This window comes from Massilibacillus massiliensis (assembly GCF_900086705.1).
Classification (GTDB): domain Bacteria; phylum Bacillota; class Negativicutes; order FLKF01; family FLKF01; genus Massilibacillus; species Massilibacillus massiliensis.
In genome coordinates, this window is sequence record NZ_LT575483.1 from 1,552,613 (window position 1) to 1,575,382 (window position 22,770).

Consider the following 22,770-nt stretch of genomic DNA (forward strand, 5'->3'; position numbering starts at 1 on the left):
CCTATGCATTTATATCCTGAATTTTGCGACCGCTGTCTGGAGTTCCTGTGCCAGATTAGACAAGGCCTGGCTGGAAGAAGCGATCTCTTCCACGGATGCCAATTGCTCCTGTGTAGCCGCCGAAACACTCTGCGCTTCGCCGGATGACTGTTTGCTCAGGGCATCGATTTTTGCCGCTGCATCTACGATCTGCTGACTGCCGCCGGCCATTTGCTGAACTGCCGCTGAAATTTCCTGCACCCGATCCGATCCCTGCGACACCAGCCGAACGATCTCGCCAAAAGCGGTACCGGCATGATTGACAACCTCTGTACCGGTCTTTACTTCACGCGTCCCCTCATTCATCGCGATAACCGCCTGGTCTGTCTCTTGCTGAATTTCATAGATCAATGCGGCAATTTTCTTTGCGGCTTCCTGTGACTGCTCCGCCAGCTTTCTGACCTCCTCTGCAACAACGGCGAAACCTCTGCCCTGCTCTCCGGCTCTGGCTGCCTCAATCGCCGCATTTAAGGCCAGCAAATTTGTCTGTCCGGCGATCCCGGAAATCGTATCGACAATTTGCCCAATCTCTTTGGAACGTTCACCAAGTTTTGTAACGACCACGGCCGAACTGTTCACCGTACGTTCCACCTGCCGCATTTGCTCTACCGCTTCATCAATCTTTTTGCCGCCCTCCTGCGCTTGTTCAGCGGCCACTGCGGACTGCTCCGCCACCTGATTCGTATTGGCCGCGACCTGCTGAATCCCTGCCGACATTTGCTCCACAATCTCCGAAGCTTCTGCCGCAGCCGTCAGTTGCTCGCTGGCGCCACTTGCCACATTTGCAATCGAGGTTGCAACCTGATTGGCCGCCTGTGCCGACTGCTGTGAACTGGCAGTCAGTTCTTCCGACGACGCCGACACCATTTCTGTTGATTCGGCAATTTTTTGGATCAGACTGCGCAGATTATCCCGCATAGCCGCAAGGGCATCCGCCAGTTTCCCAAGTTCATCCTTTCGCTTAAAGCTGCGTCCCTGTCCGATGAAGTCTCCGGCTGCGAACTGCTGTGCAGCCGTTACCATGATACCTAACGGTTTCGTAATCGTCTTTGAAATATAATAACCGATTCCCAAAAGAATAAAAAAAGCCGCCGCTAAAATAAACAGCGTAATCTGATTCGCTCGATGAAAAGCAATCTGATTCGCTTCGTTTATTTCATCGGCACGCTTGGAAAAATACTGCGACAGAGTTTCCAGCGAAGTCATAAATTCAACGGATAATGGATAGGCATGTGAAAGATACAAGGAATAGGCCTCCGCATCCTTGTTCTGCATAGATAACGCCAGTACCGCCTTTCGCGCATCACGGTATTTCTCCTTCGCCTCATCCACCTTGCTTAGCAGTGCCTGCCCCTCCGATGAATACCCGATTTTATGAAGTTCTGCATAATCCTCATCCGTGTCCTGGGTAACGGATTGAATCACAGCGCTCAGCTCTTTACTCCTTTTCTCATCTTTTGTGAGCATCAGTTCTACAACAGCAGCATTCGCCTTACCAACATCTCCACGGATATCATTGGTGATTTTCACCGGTATCAGGCGATTATGATACATATCGTCTATTTTGGCATCAGAATCTTCGAGATAATAATATCCCATACCGCCAACCACGGCCAAAAGCAGCAAAGCAGCGGATACAAATACACCTAATTTTTTTGCAACGTTTAAATTATCAAAATAATCCAATTTTTCTTCCTCCAATTCGATAAATTCTCGCCCAAAAATACACCCATTACCGTCGCCACACCAAAACACGCATCATCTCCGTTCACGGGTTGGGCTGCAAAACTCAGACTATTACTTCCATTAACTTTATTTTACCTGACTGCTCTTCGTCTGTATATTGTAACCCAATTACAAATTTCCTCCGCAGACAGCTGCAGGAAATGTACCGGTGTAACACAAGCAATACCACAGTTACGCGTGCATTCAGCCGATATTGCATAAAAATTTCCCTTGATTAAAAAAAGCCCCACCCGATTCATATCATCAGTTGGGGCTTTACCTGTTTCTCTATGGTCCGGTTGTTTCGGCATAATGCCAGTATCCGCGAAATGAAAAGAAGTTAAATTTTAAACTTATCCACCCACCGATTCAATTCCTCTGCCATATCTGTCAAAACGGCACTTGACGCAGTAATCTCTTCCAGAGAAGCGGACTGTTCATCAATCGCCGAGGAGATCTGTGTCGTTTCAAGTGAAATATCTCTTGAAATCGCCTCGACTTCCTGCACAGCCTTCTCCGCACTTTGGCTAACCTCAGCCGTATTTTTCATCTGCGCAATGGTATGATGTATCTCCGTAAGCATCTGTGTAATAAGCAGTGATATCTTTTTAAAAGACGCCCCTGCTTCCTGTACAACCGCAGTGCCTGTTTTTACCTCTTTTGCACCGACATCCATTGCCTCAATCGCTTTTCCCGCATCAATATGAATGTCTTGAATCAGCTCCGTAATCTGCTTGGATGCCTCATTCGACTGCTCGGCAAGCAGGCGTACCTCATCGGCAACAACGGCAAAGCCTTTTCCATGTTCACCGGCGCGCGCCGCTTCAATCGCCGCATTTAAGGCCAACAAATTCGTCTGGGAGGCAATTTTGGAAATAGTTTCCGCCATAATAGAAATTTGCTTTGATCTTTCGCCCAAATTTTTAACAACAGTCCCGGAATCCATAACGGTATGTTCAATCTGCGCCATCTGCTGAATCGTACGGTCGATATTTTGTTCGCCCACCTGCGCGGCCTTGACTACCTCCCCGGATTGATCGACCATCTCCTGAGAATTGGTCATCATCGTCGTCATGGCTTCCGAAGTTTTTAAAACCGCCGCCGCTGCATCCTTTACAAGCGTCAGTTGTCTTCCTGTACCGTTGTCCACACTTCCGATAGAGGTCACGATCAAATCTGACGCATGCGCAGATTGCTCCATCCCCGCCTGCAGCTGTTCAGCAGTCTGGGCAACCTGTCCGGCATAGGACTTGGTCTGCTTAACCACAGAACTTAAGTTTTGCACCATTTCGTTAAACGCCTGCGCCAAATCGCCAATACTATCCTGCGCACCTGAATCGATCCGTTCCACGCTCAGATTGCCGGCAGTGACCTTCTGCGCAACCTGCGCCATCGGACGAATGCGTTTGGTGATTTTACTATTGAGAAACAGCGACGTCAGCATTGCCAGAATTAAAATAAACAAATACGTTGAAATCGAATACGTCAATTGATTGATTTGTTCTTCATCCAACTGCTTTTGATATACCTGTACCATTGCCTCTAAATCATCGACATAATTCCCGGTCCCGATTGACCATTGCCACGGCGTAAACCCCGCACTATAAGAACGTTTCGGTAAAGGCGTCTGCGTCGGATCAACATCTTTCGGCCGAGGATAATAATATTCGGAAAATCCACCTTCTGCCTGCTTTGCATTCTCAATAAATGTCTGAACAAAAAGATTTCCCTTTGCATCCTTCGCACCTGTACGTACCTTGCCTATGACGGCATTTCCGGCACCGGACGACAGCAGGACACCGTCAAACGAATCCGCCCAGAACACACCGCTTTTATCCTCACCATAGCGGGCATCACGAACGACATTCAATGCCAATTTTTTCGCTTCTTCCTCCGTCATCAACCCTTTCTGCGCCCGTTCATAGTACGCATGAATTTGATTGATCACCGTTTGCACCTGTTTTTTTATGCTATCATCATAATCAGCAAAAAGTAGTTGCCGGTAACTCGCCAATCGCGCCTCTTTTTGCTGATTGATTGCATACGCTTCGTAAGTACCAAGTAATATTGTGACAATTGACATAACCAAAATAACAATAGCAATATCGCGATTGAGCTTAGAAAACATAAGCATACTCCTTTTCCATTCTCTGATTATCATCTATATTCGTATATGATAACATAAAAATTAACTTGATTCTATTGTTATCTGATAACAATTCTTACAGCTTTTATCTATTATAAATATAATGCAATCATAAAATAAATAGCTGCAACGTATTTTTTCTTAAAATATCATACAGATTTAAGAACAATGCACATACATGAGAGCGAATACTTCGCATACATTTTATCCTCCCTTCCTGTATCTTGTGCGCTATTCAAGCATGGTAACTTGTACGCCCAAAAATAGAGCATCAATTCAGGAACCGAAACTCTTCCTAATTGATGCCCTACGTCAAAAGCAGTTTTGGTAAAGATCATCATCCACAACGAAACGATACACCGAAAGTCCCTGCAGGATATTTCCATTGTTTTATGCCCTTATCCTTACACATAATCCGGCAAGTACCACATTCCAGACACCCGGCATAATCAAAGGTGATCTCACCCTTTTCATTCAAACGATATAAAGAAGCCGGGCATACGAGTATGCATGCTTTTGCTTGGCACTTTGCACATAGATTCTTATCCAGCTGGATATGGGTATTTTCTTCATCAACTTCAAATTTATTTAAACCCAAGAGTTCATCCGTATTTTGTCGTTTGATTGTCATATCGCTCTAAATCCTTTCCAGCTATCGGCAATGATCTGACGTAAGCTGATATGTCTTTGCATGATTTTTCTCATGGCACTTGTCATTTTTTCTGGTAGCTTTCCATCTACTGTAAACATAAACTTCATCATTTCATTCATCATATCCGGATACTGTTTAGCCATACGCGGAATACTTGTAATCTCCGGCCAACCAGAAAATAGCTGCATTGTCGGAATTAGTAACAATTCATGTAATTCTCTAACATAACCCGGCCCGACTTCTTGTCTTGATTTTGCACTTAACACACCTTGCGCGGCAGCAACTCCACTCACAATCGCCAGATCGATCCCTCTAATCATCGTACCAGTATTCACACAAAACCCTGCAGCATCACCAACAATTAAGAATCCGTCGCGATATAATTGTTTCGGCACACTTTTCCATCCATTTTCCGGGACTAAATGTGCACTATATTCACTCGTTGTACCATCACCAATCATTTGATAAATTGCCGGATGCATTTTAAAATCTTGATAAATATCGGCAATCTGCTTTTTTTGCTTAACAAGTGCTGCTGGGCTAAGAACGATGCCTAAGGATATACTCTCTTTATTGGTGTACAAAAAGCCTCCGCCTTGTACACCATTTGTTTGTCCTAGAATAGCTCTAGCCGCACCTTCATCAGAACCAACATTAAATCTTTCTTGGATGATATCGGCAGGTAAATCAATGATTTCTTTTACACCGACTCCAACTTCATGCGACGTCCAATCCATTTTGAGACCGGCCTTTTGTGCCATAAAGGAATTTAAACCATCAGCGGCAATCACCACATCTGCATACATTTCATCCTCACCAGCAATTACGCCAACCACTTTATTATCTTTGATGATGAGATCATTGACCAATATTCCGTTTGCAATCATCGCGCCTTGCTCTTCTGCTTTACCAGCAAACCATTCATCAAATGGTGCACGTAATACAGTATAGGCTTGTGGCACTTCAGCTCTAGCTAGGTCAGCATCAAAATAATCGATGGTTATCCCTGTTTTTTCCCCAAGCAACATAATTTGTTCTCTAACGACTTTCCGCTCGAGTACCGCTTCTTTATGAAGCCCGGGTTCTACTAGTTCTAAAGCATACGTATAAAGGCGTCCACCTGTTACGTTTTTACTGCCCGGCACATCGCCCCGTTCGATGACGAGAACGCTTTTCCCCTCGCGCGCTAGGATATAAGCACAAGCAGTGCCAGCCGGTCCAGCCCCTACAATAATGGCATCAAACTTCTCTTCGTCTCCCATCCACTCACCGCCTTGCTTCTAGGAATTTTATTTCGATATTTTTTCGGTTAATAATGGCACAATCTCTTGTAAATCTCCGACAATCCCATAATCTGCCGACTGAAAAATTGGTGCATTTTCATTACGGTCAATTGCTACAATTAATTTAGCATCACGTATACCGGACACATGTTGCACTTGTCCGGATACCCCCATAGAAATATAAAGGTTTGGTCTTACTTTTTGCCCGGATAAACCGATATAAGTCCCGTTCGGTAACCAATGATAATCTTCAGCGATACTTCTCGTACAGCCAATTTCTGCACCTAATTGCTCTGCCAAGTCTTGTGCTAGTTTCATATCTTCTTGTTTTGATAATCCGCGTCCAACACAAATTAATTTTTCAGCCATTCTAATGTCCGCACACTGTTTTATCATTGGGCATACACGCTCAATCGTCACAAGCGCTTCAGCTTGAACAGCCATCTTTTCTATTGTTCCGGTATGACTTGCATCAGCCATTGCCGCTTCATAGGTAAGCGGCTCTATTGTTACAAGACTGCCGGATGCCACTATTTCTGTGCACACGGCGAGCCCACCATACATGATTCGTTCTGTCTCGATATTGCCTTCGCTTACTTTAATGCTGCATGCACTATTTACGAGCGCTGTATTTAAATATGCAGCAATTTTAGCAGCAGCTTCTTTTCCTCGAAGTGTACCGCCAATTAAAATTACCGTTGGTTTTTCTTTCTCAATCACTTCTGCAATTGGTTTTGCATAACTTTCCGGATACATATTTTTCCCTTCAAGTACAATTGCTTTATCAGCACCTTTTGTAATAAGATGGACGACATTTTCTTCTTCAAGTGTCACTGCAACCAGTGACACTTTTACTGCATCTGCTAACGTTCGACCGATTGTCAGTAACTGCTGCGCAACGGCATGATCTTCCGAATACACTAAAATTCCTGCCATAATTTTTCCTTCTTTCCTTTCTATAATGCGCCTTCTTTTTTCAGGCTGGTAAACAATTCGTTGACTTTCTCTTCCGGCGTACCTTCTTTATAAATCCTATTTTTCCGCTGCATCACAAAACCGCGTATAGATTTCACTTTATTTTTAGGTGTAATTGCTTCTTCATCCAGCCCTAAATCCTCAATTCTAAACTCTGTAACTGATTTTTTTGCTGCTCCTAACACTTGCTTCAAGCTTGGAATACGTGGTTTATTTATTTCCGGCAGTACAGTAACGACCACAGGAAACTCCGCTGTCACCACTTCACTGCAATTGCCAATTTTTCTAGTCGCCCTTACACGATTGCCGGTTATTATTATTTCCGATACGAAGGTAAGCACCGGAATTCCTAATAAGGCTGCCACACGCGGCCCTACTTGCTGCCCATACGTGTCTGATGATCCTTCTCCAAATAAAATTACATCATAAGCACCTATTTTTTTTATCGCTGCAGTCAGTACGTTTGCTGTTACAAATCCATCCGCAATATCAGCTGCTGCACTATTTACCCAATAAGCACTGGAAGGACCACGCGATAAAACATCTTTTAAAGATTGTTTTGCTTTACTATTCCCAAAGGTCAGGCTGATTACCGTGGCATCGCATTTTTCCGCCTGCAGTACCGCCTCCTCGATCGCGTTTCTGTCATAGTCACTGATTTTACTCTTTGCTCTGCTCGTGTCGAGTGCCAGACTTCCGGGCGTTACTTTGATATCTTGTTCATCTAAAACCCATTTATAACAGGCAATCATGTTCATCCTATCTGCACCTCTTTATTCGCTGAGGAGCAGTAAAACTGCCCCTCTTATTTCTTACTTAATTTTTAGGAAAATTACCGGTAAATACAGCGTTTTCTTTTTTGACAAAGGCTCTCATACCATCTTTCTGGTCTTCACCCGCAAAACAAATACCAAAAATACAAGCTTCATATTGCATTGCATTTGGTATATCCATTTCCAATCCACGATTGATTGCATCTTTTGCCAAACTTACTGCAATCGGGCTTTTACTCATGATTTTTTTCGCAATGTTCTTTGCTTCTTCAAGCAAACCTTCCAAAGGCACTACTCTTTGTACTAAACCAATGCGCAGTGCCTCTGGTGCCTTGACCATATCTGCTGAATAAATGAGATATTTTGCCATGCCTCGACCAATTAACCTCGCCAAGCGTTGCGTGCCGCCAAACCCCGGAACTATTCCTAATCCCACTTCAGGCTGTCCAAATCTTGCAGTCTCAGAGGCAATTCTAAAATCACAAGCCATAGCCAGTTCACATCCCCCACCTAAAGCAAACCCGTTGACAGCTGCTATGACTGGTTTTGGACATTGTTCAATTTGCAAAAATACAGCTTGCCCTTTTTCAGCAAATTTTTTCCCTTCTGCAATATTCATATTTTGCATTTCCGTAATATCCGCTCCGGCAATAAAAGATTTTTCACCTGCCCCAGTAACAATGATCACTTTTACACTTTCTTTTGCACTTAGCACCTCAAAGACCTGAGAAATCTCGTCCAGCAACTCCGAATTTAAAGCATTCAATGCTTTAGGACGATTCATCGTCACAATTGCCAGTCCACTTTCTTCTGTCAACAATAGATTGTTATACATTGTCATTTTTCAACAGCTCCTTTTTATTTGAATATATCCGATGCCAATCCCATCGGTTCATCTTGAAAGATTCTGGCATCCATAAATTTAAGATCAGAAGAAACCGTAACTTTCGCATCAATTTGTGCAAGTACATCTCGTTCCAACTCTACGCCTGGCGCGATTTCAGTAAGAACCAACCCTGCTTCTTTATCTAACGTAAATACCGCTCTCTCCGTAATATATAATACCGGCTGATTGATCGATTTAGCATACGCAGCACTAAATGTAACCTGTTCGACCTTTTGTATAAACTTCTTTGCCCGCCCCTCTTGTTCAATGACCAATTTTCCATCTATCACTTTGGTTTTTAATCCACCAGCAGTCAACGTTCCGCAAAAAACAATTTTTTTTGCATTTTGAGAAATATTAATAAAGCCACCGCAGCCCGGAATTTTAGGTCCAAATTTGCTTACATTCAAATTACCTTCACTGTCGACTTGCGCGATTCCCAAACAAGTGATATCTAAATTTCCGCCATCGTAAAAATCAAACATTTCAGCCTGCCCAATGATCGCCTCCGGATTAATCGTTGCGCCAAAACTCAAGCCTGCAGCCGGTACCCCACCAATGCCGCCAGATTCTACGGTCAGTGTAAGCGTATCACCAAACCCTTCCTCCGCCGCTACAGAGGCCACACCTTCCGGCATACCAATCCCTAAATTCGCTTTGCAGTGTGGAACAAGTTCCATCGCTGTACGCCGTGCAATAACTTTGCGCTCATTTAACGGCAATGGTTTTACTGCATCCAACGGTATTTTGAGTTCCCCATTATACGCCGGGTTATAATATTCTCCATAAGTTTGGTTAAATTTATCGTGATCGCCAATCACAACATAATCCACCAAAACACCTGGTATTTTAATCTCTCTAGGGTCTAAACTGCCTTTAGCTGCAATTCTTTCTACCTCTGCGATGACAATGCCATCATTTGCCTTAGCCGCACCAGCAATCGCAATCGTTTCACCATAAACAGCTTCTCTTTCCATTGTCAGATTACCATTTTCATCCGCTGAACTAGCACGTATTAACGCTACATCAAGTGGATGCGCTCTATAAAATAAATACTCTTCATTCTCAATTTTCATCAATTTAACAATATCTTCTGTCGTCTTTGGATTTAATTTACCGCCTTCTAATCTTGGGTCAATAAAAGTTCTTAAACCGACTTTACTGATTACACCTGGTTTTTTACCGGCAGCTGCCCGATATAAATGCGACACGATGCCTTGTGGAAGATTATAAGCTTCCACTTGATTGTTCGTAACCAACGCACCCAACCGTGGTGCCAGCCCATAATGACCACCAATAATACGTTTTAACATGCCAACATTACCAAAATGGTTTGAACCTTTGGATTTATTATCACCAATGCCTGCACTGAACTGAATGGTTAAATCTTTGGGGTGTCCACTCGCTAAAAAACTTTCTTCGCAAGCAGCTGTAAGCGTCTCTGGATGATTGCAGCCAACAAAGCCACCGAGCCCCACAAAAGAACCATCCTGAATCAATGCAATGGCTTCTTCTTTTGTAATCACTTTCATTTGCATTTACTCCTTTACGATGTTAAATACTTTAACGCAGCAAATTTCCTGCTATCACCATACGCTGCACTTCATTGGTACCTTCATAAAGCGTGCAAATTTTTGCATCGCGATATAAACGTTCTACTTTAAAATCTTTAATATATCCATAACCACCGTGAATCTGAATCGCTTTATTGCATACGTAATCCGCTGTTTCTGAAGCAAATAATTTCGCCATCGCAGCTTCTTTACTAAAAACTTGTCCTTGATCTTTTGCTGACGCTGCCTGATATGTCAACAACCGAGCCGCCTGAATCCTTGTCTCCATATCTGCAAGCATCCACTGAATCGCTTGTTTTGTCGCAATCGGTTTATGAAATTGTACTCTTTCTTTAGCAAATTCAATTGCTTCTTCTAATGCTGCTTGGGCAATCCCTAGCGCCTGCGCTGCTACACCAATGCGTCCGCCATCCAGAGTCCCCATCGCAATTCCAAATCCTTTTCCCTCTTTACCTATTAAATTTTCCTTTGGTATACGACAATTTTTGAAAATCAGTTCCGTAGTTTGCGAACCGCGAATGCCCATTTTATCTTCATGTTTGCCAATTTCAAAACCAGGCAATCCACCATCAACAACGAAGGCACTTATTCCTTTTGTACCTAACGAAGGATCTGTAAGCGCGAAAATAATATATACTTCAGCCACCCCACCATTGGTGATGAAACATTTCGTTCCATTGAGTACATATTGGTCCCCATCCAGCACTGCTGTACACTGCCCTGCGGCAGCATCCGTACCTGCACCTGGTTCTGTTAACGCAAAGGCTCCTAGTTTTTCACCTTTACACATTGGCACTAAATACTTTTGTTTCAACTCTTCACTACCCCATTTAAAAATCGGCCATGCTGCCAAAGAACAATGTGCCGAATAAATAATTCCGGTGGAAGCACAATATTTTGATAACTCTTCTACAACCAAAATATAGGTCATATAATCCGCACCTGCACCACCGTATTCCGCAGGATATGGCATTCCCATAAAATCTAATGCAGTCAATTTTTTTATTGTTTCCTCCGGATAGCGTCCCGTTTGATCCAGTTCTGCTGCCAATGGGGCAACATGCTCCAATGCAAATTCATGCGCACTTTGTTGTATCAACTGTTGTTCTTCTGTTAAATTAAAATTCATCGCTTCAAACATCCCCTTCATCTTTATTTATAGAAAAGTGATTTACCAAAATAACTTTTCTATCGAAAGCCAACCAAACAATATAATCATCGGCACTTCTTCTCAAACGTGTCGGATTGGTTTTCTATATACGCAAGTATCATATTGCATTTTCTATGCCAACCCCCGCTGAAATTTATTAAATTAAAGCGCACCTATCTCACACACAGAGTTTATATGTAAGGTAAATATTAAAATAAAAATAAATTATTAAATCATAAATTCAGTAACAGATCCTACAGATTCTTTCTGAAAAAGCAAAAAAAAAGTGTCGGTATGCACATCTAATTCCTACATACCGACACTTCGATTCGAATTCTTATCTTAAATTATATTTTTTAATTTTTTCATATAGGGTTGAACGATGTATCCCTAAAATTTTAGCGGCTAAAACTTTATTCCCTCTTGTTTCACGCAAAACATCCTCTATATGTTTTGCTTCATCGCCAACATCCTTTACCGCAGTCTTAGCACAATAGACGGTCTGCTTAACTACAGAGCCAGGCAATTGTTTGGGCGTAATCAGCATACTGTTGACGGTCGCCCCAATTTGTTCTAAAACATTAATAAGTTCCCGTACATTTCCTTGCCAATGGCAGGAACGCAATAATGCCAAAGCTTCAGGAGAAAAATGTTTGACTGGCACCCCCAGCGTATGGCATATTCCCGGCATCAACATCTCTACTAATTCTCCAATATCTTCTTGCCGTTCTCGCAAAGCCGGTACTTCTAAACAAACAACATTTAACCGATAATATAGATCTTCTCTAAACAAGCCACGCCTCACCATATCTTGTAAATTTTTATTTGTAGCAGCAATAATCCTGACATCACAATAAATCTGTTGTTCGCCGCCCACATGTTCAAAGGTTTTATTTTGCATAACACGCAACAGCTTCGCCTGCATGGGAAGCGGCATATCACCGATTTCATCCAAAAATAGAGTACCGCCTTCAGCAATTTCAAACTTTCCTTTTTTCCCACCCTTTTTAGCACCGGTGAAAGCACCTTCATCATAGCCAAAAAGTTCTGCCTCCAATAAATCACTTGGTATAGCTGCACAGTTAATTGAGACTAAGCTTTTATTCCGGCGATTGCTATTGTTATGAATTGCTTGCGCAAACAAGTCCTTACCTGTCCCACTTTCGCCTTGAATCAGTACAGTTGTATCCGTTAATGCAACCTTTGCTGCTAAATTTTTTACATGGACAATATTCCTTGACCGACCAATAATATTTTCAAACGTAATTCGTTTCTCAGCACTTTTATTATTTCTTACTCTCTCTAAAGAAAAACCGCGCGTCATATTTTTACCGCGTTCTATCAGCATATCTACTTCTCTAATATCTTTAAAAACAGCTTCGCCAATTGCTCCAATAATCGTTCCATCTTTAAACATCGGAACCCGGTTAACTACAACTTGCCGTCCTTTTACGCGCTGCAGTTCTGCCAATTCAGGTACACCAGTTTTTAAAACAATATGCATCCGAGAATTTTCAATTGTACTGTCTGCAGTATGCCCAATAAGATCCTCACGAGCGATGCCCATCACATCTTCATAAGAATGATTCACGAAATTGATAACATTGTTTGTATCAACCACAATAATTCCTTGTTTTAAGCTTTCAAGAATACATTCCAAAGCTTCGACCTTACGCTCATTTACCTTTACTCGCTCAACAAGATCATCCTGCAAAGAAACATCTTTAAGTACCGAAACTGCACCTACAACTTTATAATCCTCACAAATCGGAGAACGATTTACGCTTAACCTTTGACCGTTTATTTCAATAGAATTATTAAGATCTTTTTCGCCCTTTTCTATCACCTGCATTAACTTACTATTCGGTACAATATCATAAATAAATCTGCCTTTTGCTTCCTCTGGTTTAATCCCGATCAATCTTCCAGCAATTTGATTTATTTCCTTGATGATCCCATACCAATTCACAATGATAATTCCATCATACGAAGTCTTAATCAGCTCACTTGCATGATTCGCAGTTTTACACATTCTATGATAAAAAATATCAGTAAAAATACATCGATTCAGCATACCAACAATCTTATTTTGATAATCAACAACAGGTAAATGATTCACTGGTATTTGCCACGCTTCATCCAATGTGTTATCAGGATGAATCAAAATAACACCCTTCGTCATAATTTTATCAATACTGCAAGACATGGCTAGATCATTCACCAGTGCTTCAAGTATATTAGTTCGTGTAACTAAGCCACACAATGCATCCATCTCATCCACTACTGGAGCAACATCTACTTTATATTTATAAAACAAATTTGCAACATCTTTTATGGTGTCACTTACCTTTAGCGTTTTGGGATTATACGACATAAAATCACGAACCAGCAAAGTATTCCCTCCCGTTTCATAGCAAAAATTTTCAATTTATTCTAAGTAAACGAACCATCCTTCAAGAGGTGAATATTAAAACCGCATTTTTCTGTATATTTCGACATTTAAATCTACATTCCTCCCATTAGGTAATTTACACCAATACACAAAAAGAAGGGGAGAACAAAAATAACTTCCCGCATTTTGCTCTCCCCTTTCTCATAAATTTTTAATACTAAAAATTAAATTTGCACTTTAAAATTTGGTGGTTACATCCTTCTGCAGCCATTCGATTAAAATATTCTCTCTGGTCTTTTTTATTTTTGCTAAAGCATCTGGCGTCCATTGATAAAGTCCTGTACCAGTTTTTGAACCTAGATTTCCCTCCGCCACTGCTTTTTTCAATACATCGGATGGATCTTTACGATCACAAAGATCTTCATAAAGATACGCCGCAATGTTATGAAAAATATCAAGTCCACCTAAATCCGCCGTCTCTAAAGGTCCTGTTGTTGACAATCGACGACCAATGCTATATTTTACCGCTGTATCTACGGCTTCTTGAGTAGCAATGCCGGATTCAACGATGTATAAAGCTTCCCTTAATAAGGCTAATTGCAGACGGTTTCCTATAAAGCCTAATGCTTCACGCTTCAGCGCCACTGGCTTTTTACCGATTTTTTCAATTAATTCCCATGTGATCTTAACGGTTTCTTCTGAAGTAAATTTACCAGGAACGACTTCTACCAAAGGAACTAAATGTGGCGGATTCCAAAAATGCGCAACAACGAATTTTTCTTTTCTAGTCAATGCTTCAGCAATTGCAGTAGGACTCAATCCTGAAGAATTGGTTGCAAAAATAGTTTCTGGTTTTGTCAATCTTTCAATTTTGGCCCAAACCTCTTTTTTTATTTCTAAATCTTCTGCAATTGATTCAATCACAAAATCGGCATCTTTCGCTGCATCTTCCAAAGTTGTACAGCCAATAATTTTTGACAAAGTCTCTGGAATTTCTTTATCCGTAACCAAGTTGTTTTCTTTATAAGTCTCTAAAGCTTGTTTTATACTATTAAAACCACGTTCTATACTGGCTTCTGAACGCCCATACATACGAACGTTATATCCCTTCATTGCAAAGAATAAAGCTGTCCCAAATCCCATAGTTCCTGTACCTAAATTACAAATATTTTTGATTTCTTCGACCTTCACAAAAATCCACTCCTCATATCTTAATTAGAATAGCGACTAAATTCTCCGTACAACTCATAAAAATTACTTTAAATTTAAAATGGAATCCACGTAAGCCCAGCAATCATAATTACGCCCAAAACAAGAAAGGCAATAAATGTATAGCCAACAAAATCTTTAAATTCCAAACCTGCTACAGCAATGAATGGCACTGCAAAAAATGGTTGAATCAAACAGACTAAGTCACACCCAAAGATGTAGGCAATAATCGTTTTTGCATCGGGAACACCCAAAGCCTGACCTGCCGGAATAAGAAATGGTGCCTCAATTGCCCATTTGCTTCCACCGGATGGAATAAAATAACCAATAATACTGCTAAGGATTGCTGCAATTGCCGGAAAAGTAGTCTGTGTACTAAAACTAATCACCCATTGTGCCAAAATGTCTACCAAACCTGTAAATTTCATAATACCAAAGATACCAGCATAAAATGGAAACTGTAAAATAATCCCCCATGAAGCCGAAGTAGACGATTTTACTGCCTTTAATAAGTTTGCTGGTGTTTTATATAGCAGAATAATTAACATTAGAAAAATAAAGTTAAGTACATTGATATCCAATGATTTACCTGCCTGTACAAAATGATAATACAAATAAATCATAAACATCGCTCCTATAAAATAGGAAAACCAAGGCGTATAAGTAAACCATTCGCTCGGGGTTGTAATTACTATTTTCTTATTTGTATCTTCTGTATTGACCGGCGTAGCTAAATCTGGTCTTAAATCCGCCAGCGTTTTTATTTTTGATTCATCGTTATTGGGAAATACCTTCCAAAATAAAACGATAATCGCAAGCATAGAAATGGCCGTCAGAATTAAATTATAAGGATGAAACAATGTTTGTGAAACAGGAATAACACCAATTTCTTTTACCATAAAATGATTAGCAGTTGCAACCAATAACGGCGCTGACCCAGACAATCCCATATGCCAGATATAAAAAGTTGTCCAAGTTGCACCACAAAGTAACCGATAATCCACTTTAATGCCCTTATTGCCAGCCTGTATCGCCAGTTCTTTTGTAATCAAAGCAGCAAATACCAATCCAAATCCCCAATTTAAGTAATAGCCAATAGCTGAAATAATCACCCCCCATACATATACTTGTGGAGCCGTCTGCGGCTTACTACAGATATTTCTCATTAGACTTTTACAAAGCGGAGTCGTTGCCAATGCATAACCAGTTACTACAATTAACGCCATTTGCATTGAAAATTCAAGCAAAATCCAAAATCCCTTTCCCCATGCCTGCACAATTTCATAAGGATTTGACGGCGTAAAAACAGCTGCTAGTAAGAATGCACAAACACTCAATACCAGTGAAATAACATAGGAATCGGGCACCCAACGTTCTGCAAATTCCGTAAAGTAATCAGTTAACCGCTTTCTTTCCTTAGGATTTTTTACTACATTTGCACCTATATTTGCACTCATGAAAAATCCCCTTTCTTAAATTATTTGTCATATTTAATAATTTTAAATTATTTTAATATAACTGTAAAATATAATTGCAAAATCCATGCCAACCCTTCAATACAATAAATTCAAGGGTGTACTTAAATATATTGAAATATGAAGTGTAGTATCCGACACTTTTTCCAGACGCTCCTACACCTTTTTCCAAGCCTACGATACAATGCCAAAAACGTCATACATAACAATAGATAATCGAGTAGGAGAAAGTTTTCATAAGTTACGAAAACTTTCGACCTCTCACACCACCGCTCAAGCGGTTCCGCAAGCGGCGGTTCAATCAACTTAACAAGTACACTGTTTTGTGTGGTAGTCTAGCATGGAGATTAACCCGAACTGAGTTAGTCTCTTCTTGGTTATTGCAAAGTGTAATGTATATCCCCCACACACTCTGGCGTACCCTTTTCGGCTATACGCCGTGGCTCTAGCAAGCTCTTTGTTAATCCCCAATTTTCTAAGATTCTTGATTTTATTTTTCGGTGTTTTCCAATGTTTCCAAATGCACATTCGAAGTCGGTATCGTATCGCTTTATCTGTCTCTCGACACAGATATTTCATATTGCCTATTCGGAAATAATTAATCCATCCTCTTATCAACTGATTCAGCTTTTCTACTTTCACCTTATTACTAACTCCCCAACTCCGGCTTGTTAGTGTTTTCATTTTCTTCTTGAACTTTTCTACCGATTTTGTATGGGGCTTTGCTTTGTATTGTTTAGCATATATATCGAAGTAAAAGCCAAATCCCAAATATTTTATTCCTTTTGGTTTGTCTGTCTTGCTTTTTGTCATATTGACTTTTAGTCCGAGCTTTTCTTCTATAAATGCTGTGAGATTTCTCATCACTCGTCTTGCCGCCATTTCGCTTCCAACCATAATAATACAGTCATCTGCGTATCTCACAAAATTCAATCCTCGCTTTTCCATTTCCTTGTCCAATTCATTGAGCACGATATTTGCTAGCAGGGGAGAGATATTTCCCCCCTGTGGTGTTCCGATTACCGATTTCTTATATTCATCATCAATCATGATTCCGCTGGCTAAAAACTTTCTTACAATAGAGCTTACCTCCCCATCTTTAATCGTTCTTCCTATTATCGTCATCAGCTTGTCATGATTTACTGTGTCAAAGAACTTTTCAAGATCTATATCCACAATCCAGTCATTTCCTTCATTCATCATTTCTAATGCCTTTACAATTGCCTGTTGTGCACATCGATTTGGTCGGAATCCATAGCTGTGTTCATGAAACTGTTTCTCAAATATCGGTGTTAGCACCTGCGCCACTGCCTGTTGTACAAATCGGTCTGTGACTGTTGGTACTCCAAGATTTCTTATTCCTCCGTCTGCTTTTGGTATTTCAACCCTTTTTACTGGTTGCGGTTTGTAAGCTCTTGTTCGCAGTTGTTCTTGGATGATTTCGCCATTCTTTTCAAGGTGTTTTCCAAGTTCGGTGTACTTCATTCCATCCATTCCTTCTGCACCTTTATTTTGTATGACTTGCAGATATGCCTGATTGAGATTATCTTTGCTTAATATTTGTTCCATTAGGCTATTTGTGTTCATGCGTTGTTTCCTTTCCGTCCCGTTAGTTTTGACCATCCTTATCCCGATTGGTTACGGCAGATGTTGTCTCATTTACAGTGGGGACTCTACTTCAACTGATTGATTGTTCAGCCCTTTGCTCCATTTCCATTACAGAAATTTCTTCACTACTACGGCTTATGCTGACTTCTCACAGTTTGTTGTTACTCGGTTAATGGAACCGCTGTGAGATCTCCCCGATTAAGGTGCGAACTCTTTCCCTTCATATATCCGCCGCATTTACTTCGTTCCTACAAATGTGATAGTAATTAGACTTCGCTTTGTCTTGCAAGCTTATCTCTCGGAACCCAGCCTTCTATGCGATTTCTGTCCGTCGGACCAAAGGTTTGCCTACAGCTTCCTTCAGATTCAACCTCACGATTGTCACCCTTGCTGTTCAGCTATACACTTCCCACTATCCGGGCGTATTAGGGACTTTCACCCTCAAGAGTTCGCCCATGTCGGGCGAACAAAAAAGACAGGATGCTTTTTCATCCTGTCTAGATTATGAATTTTCACCAAAAATCTTATGATCCGGCCTACGATTTAACCAACCGTACAAAACGCATTTTTTTATAACGATATATCGCTAAACACAGCATTACAATTCCATAAAGAAAAAGAATTGTAATATCTTTATACAAATTCACTGCATACCCTGCAAGCATTAAACTGCGTAAATTCGTAACCAGATAAGTCAATGGCAATACCCCAGCAATACCTTGGGCAAGTAAAGGCATCGCATGCAATGGCCAAGTAAACCCCGAAAGAATAAAAATCGGCACTGAACTTGCAAGCGCCAACTGATAAAATACAAGCAGTTTTCCAAAAAAAGAAATTAAAAAACTGCCCAAGCCTACCATTGCAAAAACAAATCCACAACCCAATACTATGACTTCAAAAAAATTACCGCGTGCCGGCAAGTTGAAAGTCTGAACTGCGATTGTCAAGAGTATTCCATACGCTAAGGTACCCGTCAACCAAAAAGGCAGTATTTTTCCTAGCACCACCTGCCATGGTTTACATTTGATATATTGACCGCTTTTATACTCAATCATCATTGAAATTGCATTCGGAATAAAAAGAGACATCTGGAAAGAAGTTGCTAATAAACCGAACAAGAAAAATAATTGATAATCCAGCATGGGATTATGCAAAATTCTTGTTTGTAAGTTAACTGGGAAGATTTTATGAATTGCTGCTGTCTGCAAATATCCTTCTTGATTTTCCAGCCGTGTTACTGCTACCTGCTTTGAAAAATCTTCTAATATTTCTTCTGCCGCCGTAATAACGACATTGACCAACATTAAATTTATTCCACTTACTTCAATTAAAACCTCACTTGCCTGCCCTATTTTTATATTTTGGTTAAAATCTGCAGGTATCCCAATACCAATAGCTGCTTCTTTTTTATTCAGACATTCTGCCAGTTTTTCTTCTGAATCTACAAACGCAATCAAAGAAAACCGATCAGAATCCTCAAATTTTTGTACAAGCTGCCGACTAAAATACGTCTGGCTTTCATCACAAACCACCAATGGAATATTGCCAATTGAATTTTGACTGAATAAATTACCAAATAAGAACAAATACAGTAACGGAATTACAAACATACTTAATAACAATTTAGGACGATTTTTAAGTATACCTTTAAATTCACGCATTGCGATTTCTACACATGTCATCCCTTAGCCTCCATTGCGTTAGCTGCGTTCATTTTTGCGACTCTATATCTGCACACACCGACTGTAGCAATGAAAACACTCACTCCGCCAGTTCCTAAAATTACGACGTTTTGCCATAAATCCGCTGAATAGCCAATAAGCAAAAGATCTCGAATCGTATCCACAGCATAATTCATCGGTAAAATATAGGAGTACAAATAAGTAAAACTATTTTTTGCAATATGCGGCCACGAGTAACCACTATATAAAAAAGCTGGCATAAAATAAAGAAATTCGATTGGATGAAATGGTATGATTTCACTGGTGGCAGCCGCAGAAAACAACAGACCTAAGCTCGTAACTGCAAATGTAAACGCACCATAAATTAACAATAAACCGCCCCACTCTCCATGAAACGGCACTGCATAAAAATAAATATACATACCGCATGCTAAAACAGCGGCAAAAACAGTGCAAACCCAGTAAGCTGCAAGCTTTCCTGCAACGATACATAATGTCGAATACTTCTGCCACAATACTTGCTGTTTATACTCCCTAACAATTGCTAAACAAATAGATAAAATAATACCGATTTGCAAACCATTGGTTGCTAGTCCTGGCAGCATAAAAGGGTTATAAGAATCCGTTGGATTATAAAGAATACGCATTCTCGTTGCAATTGGTTGTACGGTATATATGGCTTGATTTGGTACTTGCCCGATTGCTTCCACTAATTTTTTTCCTAAACCAATATTATAGGTCGTAAGAATTTCTCTGGCAAAATTTATCGCTGAATTTGGATACATTAGATTTTCCGCATTCACGCTCAGTAGAACCTCCGTACCCAATCCTTTCTTAATATTTGCCGCAAAATCTACTGGAACACCAATCGCAACAAGTGCCTGTTCATTCTGCAAATATTTTTCCATATCTTCTTCTGTATCAACCACTCCAACAATCTCAAAACGTTCCGAGTCAGCGAATGCCATGAGGAGTGATCGACTAGCCGAACTTTGATCTTGATCATAAAACACGGTTGGAATCGCCTTTAAAGTATTCTGACTATACACAAAACCACATAATAATGTAAACACAAACGGAAGTCCAAATAAAAAACATGCGGCTTTACTCTTGCGGAAAATAAAGTTTAATTCTTGCATGAAAATAAAATAACTATCTCTCATTTGTCAGCATCATCCAATCAACCGAAATCGCATGCCCGGACGAAGTTTCTCTGAATTCACTTGGATCTTGACGTTGAAGGTAATAATATCTTGTTTATCACGTTCATTCGTTGCCCGATATGTTGCATACTCCGCTTTTTTACTGATATCAATGATATCGCCCTCTACTTTTAATTGTTTATCTCTTCCTTCTAAAGCAACATGCTGCCCAATTTGATAGTTTGATAGCTCCGTCTCCGCTACTTTTATATTTATCCAATTATCTTGCGGATCCTGAATACTTACAATTGGAATCCCTGTGGAAATCATTGCCCCAATTTCAACATATTTTGCTGTGATAATCCCATCAAAAGGGGCTCTAATCTCTGTCTCATCTAAACTGACTTGTGTTTGCTCTAACTGTGCCGCAGACTGCGCGATTTTACTACGCAGCACTGTTTCATTTTCACGGTTCGATTCCATTTGCAGAAGATTTGCTTCCGCTGAATCCACCGAAGCTTTCGCTTCTTCACACGCGGCCATTGCCACCTGATATTTAGATTTATAACTTTCAAACGTTTGCTGAGAAACAGCTCCTGAATCTACTAACTTTGAAAATCTAGCAAAATCCGACTTTGCTAATTCTAGATCGGCTTGCGCCTTTACCAAATTGGCTTGCGCTACAGCAAGTGCCGCTTGGACAGTCTGATCTTGCTGCTTTGTCGTTGTGGCCGCCTGATTTAACTGCGCGATAAGCGATTGTTCTCCTGCCTTCGCTTGATTTACTTCAGCAATGATAGAACGATTATCTATACGCGCTAATACTTGTCCTTTTTTTACGACATCACCTTCTTTAACCAACAGCTCAACAACTCGTCCTGCAATTTTAGAATTGATATCAACTTCTTTTGCCTCGGTTCTCCCCCATACTTCAGTTTGTGATTGCTTGAAACTACAACCATCTAATACTATACCAATTAGTATAATGACCAATGCCACTATCCCCTGCAAACATCGATATTTCTGATACTGAACAAACACAAACTTTCCCCCTAGTGAATACTTTTCTTGTTTTTAAACCATTGCAATATTATAATAAAAAATAATTCATATGTATAATACATAAAAAAATAATGATTAATACAAAAAATGTATAGATTGAATTCTTGTGGAGGGTTTCAATTGATCAACTTAAAAAAATTACAATATTTTCTCACTGTAGCTGAAGAAGGACAAATTACCCGCGCCGCTAAAAAATTATGCATTGCGCAACCCCCATTAACGCATCAATTAAAAACTTTAGAAGCGGAGCTCGGTGTACAATTAATCAAAAAAGTCGGCCGTAATATACAATTGACCTCTGCCGGCTACGCATTGCGTGACCGCGGCGAACAAATACTGGAGTTAGTGAATAAAGCACAAAAAGAACTGAAAGATATCGACCAAGGTGAAACCGGCACTTTATCCATTGGTTCAGTAACTACTTGGGGCGCCACCGTCTTACCTGATCAAATTTATAATTACAGCTTGCAATACCCCAAAATACGCTTTCGTATTTATGAGGGCGATAATCACAAGATCACAAATCTTCTAAGCAATGGAGTTATCGAAGTGGGTGTCATATTTTTCCCCATCGATACCTCACTCTATGAATCCATCCGCCTGCCGAATGAACCTATGTTTGCCGCAATGCATCCAAAATGGGATGATCATCCGGAAAAAAGCTCGATTGGTCTTAAAGAGTTGAGCAGTAAGCCGCTGATTTTACACCGATTGCACGAACGCATTAAAGCCTATTACCAGGAAGAAAATATAACCCCTAATATTATCTGCATTCATACAGATATTCGCTCCATGCTTGCCTTAGCAAGTACAGGGCTTGGCGTAACGATTGTATCGAAATCAAGCGCTTCGCTAAGACAGGACAGCACCTTAATCTATAAGGAAATTACAGAACCACAATTACCTTTATCTGCTATGATCATTTGGAAACGTAATCATTATCTATCAACAATCGCCCGTAACTTTCTAGAAATGTTTAACACAACTTTATAAATTA

17 protein-coding genes are annotated in these 22,770 nt (G+C 40.5%); 1 reads left to right on the forward strand and 16 read right to left on the reverse strand.

Annotated elements, in window-relative coordinates; genetic code table 11:
- Positions 1-9: 9 nt before the first annotated feature.
- From BN6559_RS07565 to BN6559_RS07645, 16 genes are all read right to left on the reverse strand, one after another.
- Positions 10-1,725: a methyl-accepting chemotaxis protein gene (locus tag BN6559_RS07565; RefSeq protein ID WP_110956318.1), complete on the reverse strand. Its 1,716-nt coding sequence runs from the start codon at positions 1,723-1,725 to the stop codon at positions 10-12.
- A gap of 379 nt (positions 1,726-2,104) precedes the next feature.
- Positions 2,105-3,892 (reverse strand): methyl-accepting chemotaxis protein, encoded by a 1,788-nt coding sequence (locus BN6559_RS07575; protein WP_199883834.1) that lies wholly within the window; start codon positions 3,890-3,892, stop codon positions 2,105-2,107.
- Positions 3,893-4,247: 355 nt separating this feature from the next.
- Complete coding sequence (locus tag BN6559_RS07580; RefSeq protein WP_110954152.1) at positions 4,248-4,541, reverse strand: ferredoxin family protein; 294 nt, start codon at positions 4,539-4,541, stop codon at positions 4,248-4,250.
- A complete protein-coding gene (locus BN6559_RS07585; RefSeq protein WP_110954153.1) occupies positions 4,538-5,824 on the reverse strand; it encodes an FAD-dependent oxidoreductase in 1,287 nt (428 codons plus the stop codon). Before BN6559_RS07585 ends, BN6559_RS07580 begins: the two co-directional genes overlap by 4 nt.
- A gap of 27 nt (positions 5,825-5,851) precedes the next feature.
- Positions 5,852-6,781 carry an electron transfer flavoprotein subunit alpha/FixB family protein gene (locus BN6559_RS07590; protein WP_110954154.1) on the reverse strand — a complete coding sequence of 310 codons (930 nt, stop codon included), beginning with the start codon at positions 6,779-6,781 and terminating at the stop codon, positions 5,852-5,854.
- 20 nt (positions 6,782-6,801) lie between these two features.
- A complete protein-coding gene (locus BN6559_RS07595) occupies positions 6,802-7,578 on the reverse strand; it encodes an electron transfer flavoprotein subunit beta/FixA family protein (protein WP_110954155.1) in 777 nt (258 codons plus the stop codon).
- Positions 7,579-7,636: 58 nt separating this feature from the next.
- Complete coding sequence (locus BN6559_RS07600) at positions 7,637-8,434, reverse strand: short-chain-enoyl-CoA hydratase (protein WP_110954156.1); 798 nt, start codon at positions 8,432-8,434, stop codon at positions 7,637-7,639.
- Positions 8,435-8,451: 17 nt separating this feature from the next.
- Positions 8,452-10,011, reverse strand: a complete 1,560-nt coding sequence (locus BN6559_RS07605) for an acyl CoA:acetate/3-ketoacid CoA transferase (protein ID WP_234407818.1) — start codon at positions 10,009-10,011, stop codon at positions 8,452-8,454.
- 31 nt (positions 10,012-10,042) lie between these two features.
- Complete coding sequence (locus tag BN6559_RS07610; RefSeq protein WP_110956320.1) at positions 10,043-11,182, reverse strand: acyl-CoA dehydrogenase; 1,140 nt, start codon at positions 11,180-11,182, stop codon at positions 10,043-10,045.
- A 358-nt stretch (positions 11,183-11,540) separates the two neighbouring features.
- The gene (locus BN6559_RS07615; protein ID WP_110954158.1) at positions 11,541-13,595 is read right to left on the reverse strand and encodes a sigma 54-interacting transcriptional regulator; all 2,055 of its coding nucleotides are present in this window, start codon (positions 13,593-13,595) and stop codon (positions 11,541-11,543) included.
- Positions 13,596-13,832: 237 nt separating this feature from the next.
- Positions 13,833-14,786: a 3-hydroxyacyl-CoA dehydrogenase family protein gene (locus tag BN6559_RS07620; protein ID WP_110954159.1), complete on the reverse strand. Its 954-nt coding sequence runs from the start codon at positions 14,784-14,786 to the stop codon at positions 13,833-13,835.
- A gap of 74 nt (positions 14,787-14,860) precedes the next feature.
- A complete protein-coding gene (locus BN6559_RS07625; RefSeq protein WP_110954160.1) occupies positions 14,861-16,261 on the reverse strand; it encodes a short-chain fatty acid transporter in 1,401 nt (466 codons plus the stop codon).
- Between the two features lie 324 nt (positions 16,262-16,585).
- On the reverse strand, positions 16,586-17,866 hold the full coding sequence (gene ltrA / locus BN6559_RS07630; RefSeq protein WP_199883835.1) for a group II intron reverse transcriptase/maturase: 1,281 nt from the start codon (positions 17,864-17,866) through the stop codon (positions 16,586-16,588).
- Between the two features lie 557 nt (positions 17,867-18,423).
- On the reverse strand, positions 18,424-19,569 hold the full coding sequence (locus BN6559_RS07635) for an ABC transporter permease (RefSeq protein ID WP_110954162.1): 1,146 nt from the start codon (positions 19,567-19,569) through the stop codon (positions 18,424-18,426).
- The gene (locus BN6559_RS07640; RefSeq protein WP_110954163.1) at positions 19,566-20,732 is read right to left on the reverse strand and encodes an ABC transporter permease; all 1,167 of its coding nucleotides are present in this window, start codon (positions 20,730-20,732) and stop codon (positions 19,566-19,568) included. The genes BN6559_RS07635 and BN6559_RS07640 overlap by 4 nt, the downstream gene beginning before the upstream one ends.
- Positions 20,733-20,741: 9 nt before the next feature.
- Positions 20,742-21,752 (reverse strand): HlyD family secretion protein, encoded by a 1,011-nt coding sequence (locus BN6559_RS07645; RefSeq protein ID WP_110954164.1) that lies wholly within the window; start codon positions 21,750-21,752, stop codon positions 20,742-20,744.
- A gap of 141 nt (positions 21,753-21,893) precedes the next feature.
- Between BN6559_RS07645 and BN6559_RS07650 the strand changes: the two genes are divergently transcribed.
- Entirely contained in the window at positions 21,894-22,766 is an 873-nt protein-coding gene (locus BN6559_RS07650) for a LysR family transcriptional regulator (protein ID WP_199883836.1), read from the forward strand.
- Positions 22,767-22,770: the final 4 nt, after the last annotated feature.

Coding starts and splice junctions, on each gene's coding strand:
- BN6559_RS07575 (WP_199883834.1), bottom strand. CDS start 3,892: ATGTTTTCTAAGCTCAATCGCGATATTGCTATTGTTATTTTGGTTATG.
- BN6559_RS07580 (WP_110954152.1), bottom strand. CDS start 4,541: ATGACAATCAAACGACAAAATACGGATGAACTCTTGGGTTTAAATAAA.
- BN6559_RS07585 (WP_110954153.1), bottom strand. CDS start 5,824: ATGGGAGACGAAGAGAAGTTTGATGCCATTATTGTAGGGGCTGGACCG.
- BN6559_RS07590 (WP_110954154.1), bottom strand. CDS start 6,781: ATGGCAGGAATTTTAGTGTATTCGGAAGATCATGCCGTTGCGCAGCAG.
- BN6559_RS07595 (WP_110954155.1), bottom strand. CDS start 7,578: ATGAACATGATTGCCTGTTATAAATGGGTTTTAGATGAACAAGATATC.
- BN6559_RS07600 (WP_110954156.1), bottom strand. CDS start 8,434: ATGACAATGTATAACAATCTATTGTTGACAGAAGAAAGTGGACTGGCA.
- BN6559_RS07605 (WP_234407818.1), bottom strand. CDS start 10,011: ATGAAAGTGATTACAAAAGAAGAAGCCATTGCATTGATTCAGGATGGT.
- BN6559_RS07610 (WP_110956320.1), bottom strand. CDS start 11,182: ATGAATTTTAATTTAACAGAAGAACAACAGTTGATACAACAAAGTGCG.
- BN6559_RS07625 (WP_110954160.1), bottom strand. CDS start 16,261: ATGAGTGCAAATATAGGTGCAAATGTAGTAAAAAATCCTAAGGAAAGA.
- ltrA (WP_199883835.1), bottom strand. CDS start 17,866: ATGAACACAAATAGCCTAATGGAACAAATATTAAGCAAAGATAATCTC.
- BN6559_RS07635 (WP_110954162.1), bottom strand. CDS start 19,569: ATGACATGTGTAGAAATCGCAATGCGTGAATTTAAAGGTATACTTAAA.
- BN6559_RS07640 (WP_110954163.1), bottom strand. CDS start 20,732: ATGAGAGATAGTTATTTTATTTTCATGCAAGAATTAAACTTTATTTTC.